The organism is Desulfonauticus submarinus (assembly GCF_900104045.1).
GTDB lineage: Bacteria > Desulfobacterota > Desulfovibrionia > Desulfovibrionales > Desulfonatronovibrionaceae > Desulfonauticus > Desulfonauticus submarinus.
Genome location: NZ_FNIN01000011.1, coordinates 1 through 13501, shown reverse-complemented (window position 1 = coordinate 13501; position 13501 = coordinate 1). Strand labels below are relative to the sequence as shown.

13 protein-coding genes are annotated in these 13501 nt (G+C 31.9%); 11 read left to right on the top strand and 2 right to left on the bottom strand.

Features of this window, described 5'->3' with window-relative positions; genetic code table 11:
• Position 1 precedes the first annotated feature (1 nt).
• The 8 genes from rpmH (at position 2) to BLP60_RS08355 (ending at position 8026) form a co-directional block, all read left to right on the top strand.
• A complete protein-coding gene (gene rpmH, locus BLP60_RS08390; RefSeq protein ID WP_092065947.1) occupies positions 2-136 on the top strand; it encodes a 50S ribosomal protein L34 in 135 nt (44 codons plus the stop codon).
• Entirely contained in the window at positions 124-486 is a 363-nt protein-coding gene (gene rnpA, locus BLP60_RS08385) for a ribonuclease P protein component (protein WP_092065945.1), read from the top strand. Before rpmH ends, rnpA begins: the two co-directional genes overlap by 13 nt.
• Positions 479-730, top strand: a complete 252-nt coding sequence (gene yidD, locus BLP60_RS08380; RefSeq protein WP_092065944.1) for a membrane protein insertion efficiency factor YidD — start codon at positions 479-481, stop codon at positions 728-730. The genes rnpA and yidD overlap by 8 nt, the downstream gene beginning before the upstream one ends.
• Before the next feature lies 1 nt (position 731).
• A complete protein-coding gene (yidC, locus tag BLP60_RS08375) occupies positions 732-2327 on the top strand; it encodes a membrane protein insertase YidC (RefSeq protein ID WP_092066023.1) in 1596 nt (531 codons plus the stop codon).
• A 127-nt stretch (positions 2328-2454) separates the two neighbouring features.
• Positions 2455-3135 (top strand): RNA-binding cell elongation regulator Jag/EloR, encoded by a 681-nt coding sequence (gene jag, locus BLP60_RS08370; RefSeq protein WP_092065942.1) that lies wholly within the window; start codon positions 2455-2457, stop codon positions 3133-3135.
• A gap of 168 nt (positions 3136-3303) precedes the next feature.
• Positions 3304-4680, top strand: a complete 1377-nt coding sequence (gene mnmE / locus BLP60_RS08365; protein ID WP_092065940.1) for a tRNA uridine-5-carboxymethylaminomethyl(34) synthesis GTPase MnmE — start codon at positions 3304-3306, stop codon at positions 4678-4680.
• Positions 4681-4694: 14 nt separating this feature from the next.
• Positions 4695-5822: a lipid-A-disaccharide synthase gene (lpxB, locus tag BLP60_RS08360; protein ID WP_092065938.1), complete on the top strand. Its 1128-nt coding sequence runs from the start codon at positions 4695-4697 to the stop codon at positions 5820-5822.
• Positions 5823-5824: 2 nt separating this feature from the next.
• Positions 5825-8026: a tetratricopeptide repeat protein gene (locus tag BLP60_RS08355; RefSeq protein WP_092065936.1), complete on the top strand. Its 2202-nt coding sequence runs from the start codon at positions 5825-5827 to the stop codon at positions 8024-8026.
• Here the strand turns inward: BLP60_RS08355 and glnD are convergent.
• Together glnD and BLP60_RS08345 are read right to left on the bottom strand one after the other, a co-directional pair.
• Positions 8023-10569, bottom strand: a complete 2547-nt coding sequence (gene glnD / locus BLP60_RS08350; RefSeq protein WP_092065934.1) for a [protein-PII] uridylyltransferase — start codon at positions 10567-10569, stop codon at positions 8023-8025. The genes BLP60_RS08355 and glnD overlap by 4 nt on opposite strands.
• 60 nt (positions 10570-10629) lie before the next feature.
• Positions 10630-11856, bottom strand: a complete 1227-nt coding sequence (locus BLP60_RS08345; protein WP_092065932.1) for an integron integrase — start codon at positions 11854-11856, stop codon at positions 10630-10632.
• A gap of 255 nt (positions 11857-12111) precedes the next feature.
• On the opposite strand from BLP60_RS08345, the gene BLP60_RS08340 reads away from it, so the two are divergent.
• From BLP60_RS08340 to BLP60_RS08330, 3 genes are all read left to right on the top strand, one after another.
• Positions 12112-12810, top strand: a complete 699-nt coding sequence (locus tag BLP60_RS08340; RefSeq protein WP_092065930.1) for a hypothetical protein — start codon at positions 12112-12114, stop codon at positions 12808-12810.
• Between the two features lie 122 nt (positions 12811-12932).
• The gene (locus BLP60_RS08335; protein WP_092062824.1) at positions 12933-13133 is read left to right on the top strand and encodes a DUF2281 domain-containing protein; all 201 of its coding nucleotides are present in this window, start codon (positions 12933-12935) and stop codon (positions 13131-13133) included.
• Positions 13118-13447, top strand: coding sequence for a type II toxin-antitoxin system PemK/MazF family toxin (locus BLP60_RS08330; protein ID WP_092062827.1), 330 nt, complete (start codon positions 13118-13120; stop codon positions 13445-13447). Before BLP60_RS08335 ends, BLP60_RS08330 begins: the two co-directional genes overlap by 16 nt.
• Positions 13448-13501 lie beyond the last annotated feature (54 nt).

The window sequence follows — 13501 nt, the reverse complement described above, 5'->3', positions numbered from 1 at the left end:
AATGAAAAGAACATATCAACCAAGCAAAATCAAACGTAAAAGAAGGCACGGTTTTTTGGTACGTATGAGAACAAGAGGTGGAAAACAAGTTATAAGAAGACGTAGAGCCAAGGGCAGAAAAAGATTAGCCGTTTAAAGTTTCCTAAGAAATTCAGACTCTTAAAGCGACCTCAATTTAAAATATGTTATGAGCGAGGTCGCCGTTTTTTTACCTCCCTATTTATTATTTTTAGACATTCCAATGAGCTTGATTATTGGCGAGTAGGGATTACAGTTAGTAAAAAGATTGGAAAAGCAGTGCTAAGAAATAGGATAAAGCGGTTAGTACGCGAATACTTTCGTCTAAATCAAAGTATAATACCAAAAGGTTATGATTGGGTTATTATACCTAAGAAGCATGTAAACTGGAAACAAATTAAACTCCAAAATGTTCAGGCAGACTTAGATCATTTTTTTGCTAAGCAAAAGGAGCATAGGCTTGGGTAAGAAATTTTTTCTAATTTTAATCAAAGCCTATCAGTATTGTATTTCTCCCCTCTTTCCTTGCAAATGTAGATATTATCCTACGTGTTCTAACTATGCTCTTGAAGCCATTACTCGTTTTGGGGTGATAAAGGGAGTATGGCTTTTTTTAAAAAGATTTATTCGTTGCAATCCTCTTTTTAAAGGCGGTATTGACCCTGTGCCTGAAAATTTTGTGTTTTTAAGGAGTAAAAAATCTCATGGATAAAATGGACAACAACACCAGAGTAATTTTAGCAGTAGGTCTTTCACTTTTAATTTTATTAGTATGGAATTTTATTTTCCCTCCACCAAAATCTAAGCCTGTGGTTTCTCAAAACAAGACTCAAAAAGTAAAAACCAGCCAATCTCAACCAAAACCACAACCAGTAAAAAGCAACTTTACTCCTGTAGGAGAGTTTAATCCTCAAGCAGGCAAAAAAATTATAGTAGAGACTCCTCTTTACAAGGCTGTATTGAACTCCCAAGGGGGAATTCTAGAACACTTTATCTTAAAAAAATATAAAGTTAGTGTTAAACCAAACTCTCCTAATATAGATCTTATAAGCCCAGACGCCTTAACCAAAGGACCACTAGGAATAATTTGGAATAAAATACCTTCTTGGTTAAAATTTAATTGGTCATATCAAGGACAAGACCTCCACTTGACTCAAAATGAAACTAAAAAACTCGTATTCAAAGGCGAGTATAATGGGATTACTCTTTTACGTGAACTACAATTCAATGCCAATACATATCAAATAAAAGAACACCTTAAAATATTAACTACCCAACCAATTACTAATGCAGAAATTGCTTTTGTAATATCAACCCTTCCATTAACAAGGGATGAAAATCGTTATAATCCAACTCGTATTGTCTATTTAGGACAATCAGGTTTAGAAGAAGAGCATGATAAAGATGATTTAAGTAAGGGGATTATTACCTCAAATCAAGTTAAATGGGGAGCTATTGCCAATAACTACTTTTTATTAGGTCTTATCCCTACTAGTAAAAATTTTGTATTTAAAGCCAAACTAGAAGAAAAAATTTATCGTCTTGCTTTAGCTCAAAACTTAGAAGGCTCATTCCCCAAAGAAGTAAGTTGTATATATTACTTAGGACCTAAAGAAAAAAAACAATTATCTTTAGTACCAAATCATCTTGAATCTGCTATCCATTATGGTTGGTTTGATTTTATTGCTAAACCCTTAATTGAAGTTCTAAACTTTTTCTATAAATATACTCATAATTATGGTATTGCTATTATTTTACTAACAATTCTTATTAAGCTCCTCTTTTGGCCCCTTTCTAATAAAAGCTATAAATCTATGAATCAGATGAAAAAACTTCAGCCTTTAATGGCAGAAATTAGAGAAAAATATAAAGACGACCGCCAAAAAATGAATGAAGAAATGATGCGTTTATATAAAACTTATAAAGTCAACCCAGCTGGCGGTTGTATGCCCATGCTTATTCAAATCCCAGTATTTTTTGGATTATATCAAGGATTATTAGGCGCTATTGAACTTAGACATGCGGCCTTTATCTCTCATCTTCCTTTTACAAATTTAATTTGGCTAGCAGACTTGTCAGCAAAGGATCCTTATTATATAACACCCTTGATTATGGGTGCTACAATGTTTATTCAACAGAAAATGACTCCAGCGCCAGGCGATCCAACCCAAGCTAAGATGATGCTCTTTATGCCTATAATTTTTACATTTTTGTTTTTAAATTTTCCATCTGGGTTGGTTATTTACTGGCTGGTCAACAATATACTGTCCATTGCCCAACAGTGGTGGATGATGAAAAAGCAGGCTTAAGTTAAACCCGGTAAAAAACTTGATATCGTAAGATAGCCCCAAAAAGGGCAATGGCGTGGTAAAGGTTTGGGGTTAATTGATGCTCTTTGAAAATTAAAAAACCGGGAAAATGAGGTAAGGAGTGAGCATGGAGGAATTTGTAGAATTCACTGGAAAGGATGTGGATGAGGCTATCTCCAAGGCATGTGAGTATTTTCAAACTGAAAGGGACCAATTGGAAATCGAAATTGTAAGCGGCGGTTCTTCAGGCATTTTCGGGCTGGTAGGATTAAAAAAAGCAAAAATAAAAGCTAAAAGACGCAAAAATCCTCTGGAACTGGAAAACAAAATTAGAGAAATCATTGTTAATTTGACTAAACACATAGCTCCTCTTTCAGAAATTAAAGTGGATGTTAGTTCGGATCCTATTTATGTGAACATTGAAGAACAGGAAAATGCAGGTATACTGATTGGAAAAGAAGGACAAACTATTTCTGCCATTCAATATTTAGCTAACAGAATTATTGCTAAACAGTATCCAGGGGCATCTAGAATTCAATTGGATGCAGCTAATTATCGACAAAGGCAAAACGAAAAGATAAAGCAAACCGCTCTAATGTTAGCTCAAAAGGCCAAAAGAATGGGTAGGACTATGCGGACTCAACCTTTAACTTCCTATCACCGTCGCATAATCCACTTGACTTTACAAAAAGACAGGTCTGTTCAAACCAAAAGCCTTGGAGAAGGACCACTTAAGCGAGTACTTATCATGCCAAAGAAAAAAATGGCCCGGAAAAAAGAGTCTCTACAAACAAGAACAAACTACTAAACATTAGAAAGGCGAAGCAATATGCTTCGCCTTTCTTTTTTTAAAATATACCCAAAAAATTTATTTCACACCCAAACAAAAATAATTTATATTTTTAGAGATTCAGGGGAATTTTTCCTTTAACACTCAAAAAAACACAAAATAATTATTAAAAATTTATTCTAAAAAATGCTAGATTCTAATAAAGACACTATTGCAGCTATTTGCACCCCCCTTGGAAAGGGAGGTGTGGGCATTGTGAGGATAAGCGGGGAAAATAGTTTAAGTATTAGCTTAAAATTTTTTAAATCCTCAAAAAAAAATTTTGCTGGAATAAAGCCATATCGTCTTCATCACGGTTATTTTATTTCTCACCAAGGAAAAATCCTAGATGAGGTCCTGCTTGCCTACATGCCTAAGCCTGGCTCTTATACAGGAGAAGATGTAGTGGAAATCAACTGTCATGGTGGTCCTGCAATTCTTCAACTGATTCTAGAAGAATTATTAGCTAGTGGAGCCAGATTAGCTAAGCCAGGAGAATTTACTTATCGAGCATTTTTAAATGGCAAAATGGATTTAACTCAAGCAGAAGCAGTAATAGAACTTATCAATGCTCCTACAAAAGAAGCTATTCCTCTTGCCCAACAAAAACTTCAAGGTCTTTTACAACAAAAAATTCAAACCCTCAAAAAGGATTTAGAGACATTAAGACAAGAATTTTGTGTTGCTGTAGATTTTCCTGAAGAGGATTTGGAATGCCTCCCTCCTGAAAAAATTCAAACCAAAGTCCAAAAAACAATTGAAGAAATTAACGCCCTTTTGACTGCGTACGAACAAAAGCATCTTTATCAAGATGGTGCGTTAGTGGTCATTGCAGGAAAAGTAAATGCAGGCAAGTCTAGCCTTTTAAACGCTCTTATAGGTAAAGAAAGAGCAATTGTAACACCTATACCAGGAACAACCAGAGATTACCTCGAAGAATACATTAATATTCAAGGCATACCAGTTAGGTTAGTTGATACAGCAGGATTAAGAGAAACAAAAGATGAAGTAGAAAATATCGGACTTCAAAAAGGGTTGGAGTTAATTCTACAAAGTGATTTATGTTTGCTTCTAGTAGATATAAGAGAAAAATTTTCTACATATGAACAGAACATATTAGAAAAAATACCTCATCATAAAATATTTGTTGTCTTAAATAAAATAGATCTATCCTCTACAATGCCTAAATGGACTGAAAATATTAACCCTAAAATTCCAATATTTAAAATATCTGCTCAAACAGGCAAAGGATTAAAAGAACTTTCTAAGGCAATTGGCAAACAACTGCTTGGAACTCAAAAAGAATCCTCAAGTGCTCTTGTACCAAACCTAAGGCAAAAAAAATGCTTAGAAAAAGCTGTATCTGAACTAAATTTACTTCTTCAACACCTGTTTGAGATGCCTTATGATTTACTAAGCGTTCATCTTGATTTAGCTTGTCAACATTTAAAAGAAATTACAGGAGAAATAACTTCTGAAGAAGTTTTAAACCAGATTTTTGAAAATTTTTGTATAGGAAAATAAAAAAGAACAAAGTAATGGATCAAAAAATGTCAACTATTTGGATAAATGCTTGCGAACCTTCAGCAGATATTTATGCTAGTTTGTTAATTAAATGGCTTAAAAAAAATGCTCCTAACATAGATGTTGTGGGAATGGGAGGCATTTATAGCCGCCAAGCAGGATTGAAAACCTTTTTTAAGGCAGAAGAATTATCAGTAATGGGATTTACCGAGGTAATTACCAACTTACCTAGAATAATCAAACTTCTTAGCCACATAAAATCTAAAATTAAGCAAGTAAAACCAGACTTAATTCTTCTTTTAGACGCTCCTGATTTTAACTTTCGATTAGCCAAATATGCCGATGGCCTTAACATCCCTGTATTTTATTATATTGCACCTCAACTGTGGGCTTGGCGTCAAGGACGAGTTAAATTCTTAAAAAAATATATAAAACATATTTTTTGCATTTTTCCTTTTGAAGAAAATTTTTTCCACGCCAAAGGAATAAAGACCTCTTATGTAGGCCATCCACTATTAGAACTTATTGATTTTCCTAAGCTATCTGTTACTAAAAAGTCTAACACACTACTTATTTTGCCAGGAAGCCGTAAGCAAGAAATTAATAGTCTATTACCTATATTTAACCAAACTGCTTTACTTTTAAAGGAAAAACATCCTAATTTAAACTTTAAACTAATAAAAGCAGACAATATTTCTCTTAATTTAATCCATAAATTCCTCTCCCCTGACTTAAAATGCACTATCTGTCCTGCAAAAGATCGCTATAAAGAAATGGTATCTTCTAAAATAGCCCTTGCAGCTTCAGGCACAGTTACCTTAGAATGCGCTCTTATGGAGTTGCCAACAGTAATTGCCTACAAATTATCTCCCCTAACTTTTCAAATAGGAAAACTATTGGTTAAAGTCCCTGCTATTGGAATGCCCAATTTAATTTTAAAAGAAAAAATATTTCCAGAATTCATTCAACACCAAGCTACTCCTGAAAATTTAAGTCAAGCTGTTTTACAAATGTTACAACCAGAGCAATATCAACATATCTCTTTAAAAACTAAACAAATTAAAAAAATTCTTGGAGAAAAAAAAGCTACTTCTACTATCGGCCAGTATATAATAAAGTTTCTAAAAAATAAAAGGACTTAAATATGATAGTATTGTTACCTTCCCCTCCTGATTTGACTTCCAAAGATATTCTAACTTTTCAAAAAATATTAAAGCAATCACTAAATCAATTTTTAAAATTTTCAGAAATGCATATATTTTTCCCCAATGTTAAACCGAGCTTCTTTAAAAATAAAATTATCTTTTTTGAGCAAGATAGAATCCATATTGCACTAGAATATAAACAAAAATTTTTAGGAATGCTTGTTTTAAAAAAATATTCCCCTCATAAAATAAAAGGCTTAAAAACAGCCTTGCCACATCTTATCCACCTTATATTAGAAAAACTTGCCCTTTATAAAATGTCCTTTTTAGATAAAGAATTAAATATTTATAATTACAATTATCTAAAAATGTTTTCCCAAAAAATTATTTCAGCTATAACTAGTTTAGATGTGTTTAATCCAACATCTTTAAATGATAATTTTTATTCTTCCTTTGATCTTATTTTATTAAAGCTAGTAAAACCAGATAAAATATCTCCTAGCCTCTATACATACATATTTAACCAACTTATCTCTCTTTTAAAACAAAAATGCTCTCCATGGTCTATTTTTACCTACTCTATAAACACTTTGGCCATTACTTTAACTAATTTATCCTCTAAAAAATCTAAACTTTTTTTAAAAAACTTATGGGAATCGGTTAATACTTTTAATTTCAGTCATCCTATTTCTAAACAACCCCTTTCAACCCAATTTGCCCTAGCAATGACTTCTTTTCCCCATCATCTTAAAATAAAAGACCTAAAAGAAGATGCAAAATACCTCTTTTTTGATCTCCAACAAAAAACTCTTCTTGCTCTTCAAAAAAGTGAAATTTTTAATGAACCTTTTACTTACCCCAAAGTCATCCAGTGTGGAGGGAAAATTACTGCTCTACTTCCTCTAAATAGAGTAAAAATAGATATTGGTTCTACTAGCGGGGTGACTAAAGGCAAGCGTTTTTTAATTTTAAGTAATTCTCAGCTTGATTCCAAGATAAAAGGAGAAATCATTATAGACAAAACCTATAATAGATCTAGCGAAGGCAAATTAATCTTGCCTAATGCCCCTTATCTTACCCCAAGTATTCACGATAGGTTAAAACTTAGTTCCCAACCTGACTTAGAAATTTCAAACCCCACAATCTGGCCTGAACACGAACTTTTAAAAAAAGCCCAAGAACTCTATAACCAAAAAAAACAAATTGGTTTAGTACTTATAAAGCACTCTGAACAAAGTTTAAACCTAGATCTTGAAGAAAAAATAAAATCAATTCTGCGACCTTCTTATATCCAAGAAATATCTTTCTCCACTTTTGGATTAATTTTAACAACATTGCCAGAAAAAATAAAAAAACAATGTTTAAAACTAGAGAAGCATTTTTGGGAACAATCTAAAAAACATCTATATATAGGGATTGCTTATCTTCCTTTAGCCCAATTCAAACTTACAGACCTTTATCTAAATGCTCAAAAAGCACTTGAGCATGCCCATTATTTTAGCAAACGTCCCTTTTTAGCTCTATTTGATTCCACTACCTTAACAATCAGTGCGGATAAGCTCTTTAAACTAAAAAATTTTTATGAAGCTATTTCTGAGTATCAAAACGCTTTATTACTAGACCCTAAAAATGTCTTGGCTTTAAATTCCTTGGGTGTAATTTATGCCAGCCTTGGAGAACTACACACCGCTAAGGAAATGTTTATAAAAACACTCAATATAGACCCTAAAAATGAACCAGCTCTTTATAATTTAGGAAGAACTCTTGATAAACTTGGGGAACATCAACAAGCAGCTTCTTGTTATTTAAAATGTGTAACACCACACTATAAAGGTTATGCTTATCTATGGCTAGGACTTAATTTAGAAAAACAACATAATTGGTCTAAAGCTAAACAATACTATTTAAAAGCTCAAAACCTTCTCCCTACAAACTCGCAACCAGATACCTTTTTAGCTAATCTCTACTTTCAACAAAATAAAAACTCAAAAGCTATAGAATATTTACATTCTGCCTTGTTAAAAAATTCTAACGATGCGTGGGCATTAAACTTATTAGCCAAAGTCTATCTTCAAGAAAATAAAAACCTTAAAATAGCAGAAAGTCTTGCCAGACATAGTGTATCGTTAAAGCCAGAAATTCCTGACTTTTGGGAAACACTAAAAAAAATCCAACAATTAAACAAAACACTAGTCAATTAAAAACTAGATTTTAGACAAAATTCAATTTCTTCTATTTTTAAAGGATCTACTATTTTCTCTTTTTCTTTATCCAACACATAAAAAACATCTACTACTTTATCTTTATATGTAGCAACTCTAGCAAACAATACATCCAAATCTAAATTTAGAAGTGTTTTAGCAATTTTGTATAAAAATCCTGGTTTGTCATCAGCTATTACCTCAATCACTGTATAAAAATCAGACTTATTATTATCAACGGAAACCTTTATCTCTATATCATTTTTTGTAAAAAATTCATGCATAGAACTCATTTCTTTATCTACATCCAACTTATTACTAAAAACAAAATCTAAACGAGATTCAACTTTCTCCCAAAATTCATCTACAAAAAGAGGATCTGGGGGATTTGAAACTCTAAATATATCTATAAATAATCCATTCTTTAAAGAATTTAAATCAGCGCTAAATATATTTAATCCAGACATAGTTAAAACACCTACGATCTTCATAAACACACCACGAAAATCATCTCCAACAATTATTATTTCCCATAAATTAGTTTTTTTATCAGGTTTTGCTTGAAACACTATTCTTTTTTGTTTGTCTTTTTTTTCAAAAATAAGCTCAATGTGCTTGTAAATTTCTTGTGGCAAATGATGCAAAAGATAGCGAGCAGGTAAACTATCTAAAGTAGATTCTAAAAAATCCAAAGAAAACCTTTTCTTTCCCAGCTCTCTTAACTTATCCCGTGTGCTAGCCAATCTATGTACCAAATGAGGCTCTGCCAAGACTCCTTGTTCTAAAACCTTTTTCACTTTAAAAAACACTTCTCTTAACAAGCTCTCTACCCAAGGATTCCACGCCTTTGGTCCAGTAGCCTTAGCATCTGCATAAGAAAGCAAAGTAAGAAGACCAAGCTTTTTTGAGCTTTCTATTTTACTCGCAAGATTTACAATCACAGATTCATCTTCTAAATCTTGTCTGGTTGCTGTCTTTACTAATAACAAATGATTTTCAATTAAAAAACAAACTATATCTATAATATTGTTTTCTAAATTAAGCTTAGTTAAAATTTTTTTAGCCAACTGTGCACCTATCAAGGAATGATTTGGACCAATTTTTCCTATATCGTGAAACAATGCAGCCCATCTTAAGGAAATATCATTAGAATATTCCCCTATCAATTCACTCCATAAATTATCTTCTTTTACTTTAACTATAAAATCTACTGTTTTTACACTATGAGCTCCTGTAGGATAAATATGATAGGCATCAAACTGAACAAAATCAGATACAACTCCAAAATCAGGGAAAAACTTAGCTAAAAACTCTGTATCTAACATCTGCTTTAAAGCAAAATAAACGTTATCAGAGACTAAAATATCTTCCCATATTTTAGATGATTCTTCATTTTTATATAAAGAGTCTCTTAATAATGAGACTAACTCATTAATAATTCTTCTAGATTCCCAAGATATAGGGATATTATACATTGCTGAATATTTAAAAATCTCTAATAAAATAAGATTATTAGATAAAATATATTTTGTATCTTCAAAATCTAAAGTACCATTTCTTAAACAAATTCCTAAAGAAACATCTATTTCCTCTTCTTGCAGAAGATAATTAAAATTATTTATTTCAGTAAAGTGTGTTTTATAAAATAAATTACATAATACCTCCAAAACAGACATTTTTTTATGTAAAATAGATAAAAAATTTTCTACTGCAAATTTTCCATTTTTATCTTCAAATCCAATTTGTTGAGCAATAGTTGGTTGTATTTCAAAATGTAAAATATCATTTCTTCTCTTACTTAAAAAATGTAATTGATTTCTTACTAAAAAAATAAAATCCACACTTTCTTGTAATTCTTCATATTCTGGATGAGATATAAGACCTTCTCTCACTAGATCTTCTATTTGAGAAAGAGAAAACCACACCTTAGCAACCCACTTAAGATAGTGATAATCCCGCAGCCCACCTAATGATTCTTTTAGGTGAGGCTCTATTTGGGAACTAGCACTGCCAAATCGATCACCTCGCTTAATTCTATTTTCTTGAAGCCAATGGATAAATCTTTTTTTTAACTCCGGATTTAAAACTTTTGCTAAAGATAATTGAAAATCTTTAAAAAGATTTTTATCTCCTACAATAAAACGAGCATCCAACAAAGAAGCCAAAACTTCAAAGTTTTCTTTTGCAAGAGCTAAGCAATTGGAAATAGTCCAAACACTATGCCCTACTTCAAATCCCATGTCCCATAAGGGAACAAAAAGATTATGAGCAATCTTTTCTAATTCTAATAAATTATTATCATGTATCAAAAGCAAAATATCTATATCAGAGTGAACACACAACTCTGCTCGACCATACCCTCCAAGAGCAACCAAGCTAATACCTTTTGTGTTCAAATTTAAATCATTATATTTATCTTTAAAATAACAATCCGTAGCAAAAGAAAATAGATGCGCAAATTTTCTGCCACTTATTTGAGTAAGAAAACGAGGCGAAAGGATTCTCTTTAATGAACTTAAATTGTTAATTTCTTTACCCTTCATTTATATTCCTAAGCACTTTTTTTATAAATATATTAAATAGTTTCAGATAGTTTCAAAAATTTATATGTTATCTAAAGGACTCTTTACACCTAAAATATTCCTTTTGGCAATATGAGTATAAATCATAGTTGTCTGAACATGTTTATGTCCTAGAAGCTCTTGAACAGTTCTTATATCATAACCATCTTCTAAAAGATGTGTGGCAAAACTATGGCGTAAGGAATGAACACTTGCGGGCTTACTTATGCCTGCTTGTTTTAAAGCTGTCTTAAAAACTTTTTGTAAATTTACCACATGAAGATGATGCCGTCTAATTATCTTAGTTCTAGGATCAACAGATAAACGTGGAGATGGAAAAACCCAAAACCAACCCCATTCTTTTCCTGCATTAGGATATTTTTTTTCTAAAGCATGAGGCAGCATAACCCCATCTATATTATTTTTTCTATCTTCTAAAAAAATTTTTTTAACTGTTTCTAAGTGTTTAATAATAAGAGGAACTATAGAAGAAGATAAAAGAGTGACTCTATCCTTATCACCTTTTCCAGAACGCACTACAATTATCTCTTTCTCAAGATCCAAATCCTTTACGCGTAATCTTATACATTCTGCTAATCGTAAACCAGAACCATAAATAATAAGACACATAAGTTTATATGGCATCTCTAAAAAATTTAAAACATTTTTAACTTCCTTCCTAGATAAAACCACAGGAATCCTCTTCCTCTCTTTTGCTCTTAAGGCATCTACTTTTAAATCTTTTTCTAACACCTTTTTAAAAAAGAAAACAAAAGCATTTAAGGCTTGATTTTGAGTAGAAGGAGACACTTTTTTCTCTATGGCCAACCAGCTTAAAAAATCTTGCACATCCTTAGAATTTAATAAATAAGGACTTTTACCTTCTACAAATATTTTTAATCTCCGTATCCAGGCAAGATATGTTCTCTCTGTTCTATAAGAAAAATGTTTTAATCGTAATACTTTAATCATATTTTCTTCAAATTGCTCCCAAGCCATCGACTCTACATTGGCTTGCTCTTTCTTGTTTACCTTTTCCCAATAGTAATTATAAAAGGAAATAGCCTCTTTTGCTTGATGTAACTGCCAATTTTCTATTTTCTTCTCTAATAGATTTAAAAATCTCTTTTGTTGATCTTCTTCTATTCTTTCTCCCCATTTTCCTCCCATCTCTTTCCATAGCAATCCAACCCATCTTAAATAATAAGGAACTTTTCTCTCTTCTATCCTCACTGTGTTAAGCAAAAACTTTTCAAAATCTTTCCTCATCCCTCCCCCCTACATAAACATATTACTAAAATATTAAAATATCCAATATCATAGTTTCTTTATATTATTAAATATCAAATAATATTCAAATCTAATTCTCTCCAATACCCACCCCCAATTTTTCTGTCAACTATCTAAATTTGCTACTTAGCTTAGATACTGACAACTAATATTGACAATAAAAAATAAAGTAAGTAGAAAATAATTGGCGGAGATTAAAGATAATAAATATGAATATGTTAACTGAAGCAAATTATGCCAGTAGAGAGAATAGGAAAATTTCTAAGATTTGATGATCTGGGTATCACTCCCTCGCTGGGGGTTGAAACAGACAAAATCGATGAGTGTATTGCCGAGGTAAATAAATCCGGAATCAAAGGGTTGTTCGGATGCCCCGTATTTGGATTTAAACAAGATAATTTGGACTTCTTAAAAGAAACTCCTGATGTAGAGCAGTTGTGGTTTTGGGAAATAAACCTTAAAAATATAGACGGCATTTATAATTTAAAAAATCTACGGTATTTCGGGATTCAAGAGAAAAGAGCACCGATAGATTTTTCTATGTTTTCTGAACTTGAGCATATGGTTTGGAATTACACAAAGAAGGATGAAGGACTTATCGAGCTATTAAAGGTCAAAAACTTTGATTTGTGGCGCTATAATCCTAAGGCGAAAAGCTATGATGGTTTATGCATTCCTCCAAATACTGAAAAGTTAGAGGTGAATTGGGCGAACCCTTCCACACTAGAAGGCCTTCAGTGTTTACCTAGGTTAAGAGAAATACAGTTTCATTATTGCCGTAACTTAACAACATTAAAAGGTCTTGAGGTTATAGCCCCGAACCTAGAAAAGATAGTAGTTACTCGGTGCAAAAATATGACCGATAATGATGCACTCAATGAACTAAAAAATATTAAGTATGCATACATCAATAATGAGCGAATAATCAGTTAACAAGCGGCTGCACCGGACAAATTTCCGCTGTCACCTTTTGTGCAAAAACACGCACAAAAGCCGCCATCAAAAATTTGCTCGGTGAGCCGGGCGTTAGATTAATAAAAAGGAGAAAACAAAAAATGGAAGTAGAACTTCGAGATGAAGAAAAATTATTAGAAAAAATACGAGAACTACCATTGATATATAAAAAAGAACTAATGGATTTTATAGAATATTTGCAATTAAAAGCTCAAAGAAAAGAAACCCTATATTTAAGTGAGCAATCTCTATCAAAAGATTGGCTTCTTCCAGAGGAAGATGAAGCATGGAAAAATTTATAAAAGGAGATGTAGTGGTTATTCCTTTTCCTTTTTCTGATTTAAGCGGAAGCAAAAGAAGACCAGCATTAATAATTTCAAATTTAGAAGGATATGATTTAATTTTGTGTCAAATAACAAGTAAAAATATAAAAGATAAGTATGCAATAGACCTAAAAGATGATGACTTTGCAGCAGGAGGCTTAAGACAAGAAAGTAATATAAGACCTAATAAAATATTTACAGCAGATAAAGATATAATTTTATATAAAATAGGTAGTTTGAAAATTCATAAGCTGCAAGAAGTAATAAATAGAATTATAGAAATAATAAAGTAATCTAACAAGGCGGTCCAGCGGACTCGCTACTCGCTCGCCGCTGACCTTAGCGTT

Excerpts from the sequence above, each read along its gene's own strand:
- rpmH (WP_092065947.1), top strand. The coding sequence starts at position 2 with ATGAAAAGAACATATCAACCAAGCAAAATCAAACGTAAAAGAAGGCAC.
- yidC (WP_092066023.1), top strand. The coding sequence starts at position 732 with ATGGACAACAACACCAGAGTAATTTTAGCAGTAGGTCTTTCACTTTTA.
- jag (WP_092065942.1), top strand. The coding sequence starts at position 2,455 with ATGGAGGAATTTGTAGAATTCACTGGAAAGGATGTGGATGAGGCTATC.
- mnmE (WP_092065940.1), top strand. The coding sequence starts at position 3,304 with ATGCTAGATTCTAATAAAGACACTATTGCAGCTATTTGCACCCCCCTT.
- lpxB (WP_092065938.1), top strand. The coding sequence starts at position 4,695 with ATGGATCAAAAAATGTCAACTATTTGGATAAATGCTTGCGAACCTTCA.
- BLP60_RS08355 (WP_092065936.1), top strand. The coding sequence starts at position 5,825 with ATGATAGTATTGTTACCTTCCCCTCCTGATTTGACTTCCAAAGATATT.
- glnD (WP_092065934.1), bottom strand. The coding sequence starts at position 10,569 with ATGAAGGGTAAAGAAATTAACAATTTAAGTTCATTAAAGAGAATCCTT.
- BLP60_RS08345 (WP_092065932.1), bottom strand. The coding sequence starts at position 11,856 with ATGAGGAAAGATTTTGAAAAGTTTTTGCTTAACACAGTGAGGATAGAA.
- BLP60_RS08340 (WP_092065930.1), top strand. The coding sequence starts at position 12,112 with ATGCCAGTAGAGAGAATAGGAAAATTTCTAAGATTTGATGATCTGGGT.
- BLP60_RS08335 (WP_092062824.1), top strand. The coding sequence starts at position 12,933 with ATGGAAGTAGAACTTCGAGATGAAGAAAAATTATTAGAAAAAATACGA.
- BLP60_RS08330 (WP_092062827.1), top strand. The coding sequence starts at position 13,118 with ATGGAAAAATTTATAAAAGGAGATGTAGTGGTTATTCCTTTTCCTTTT.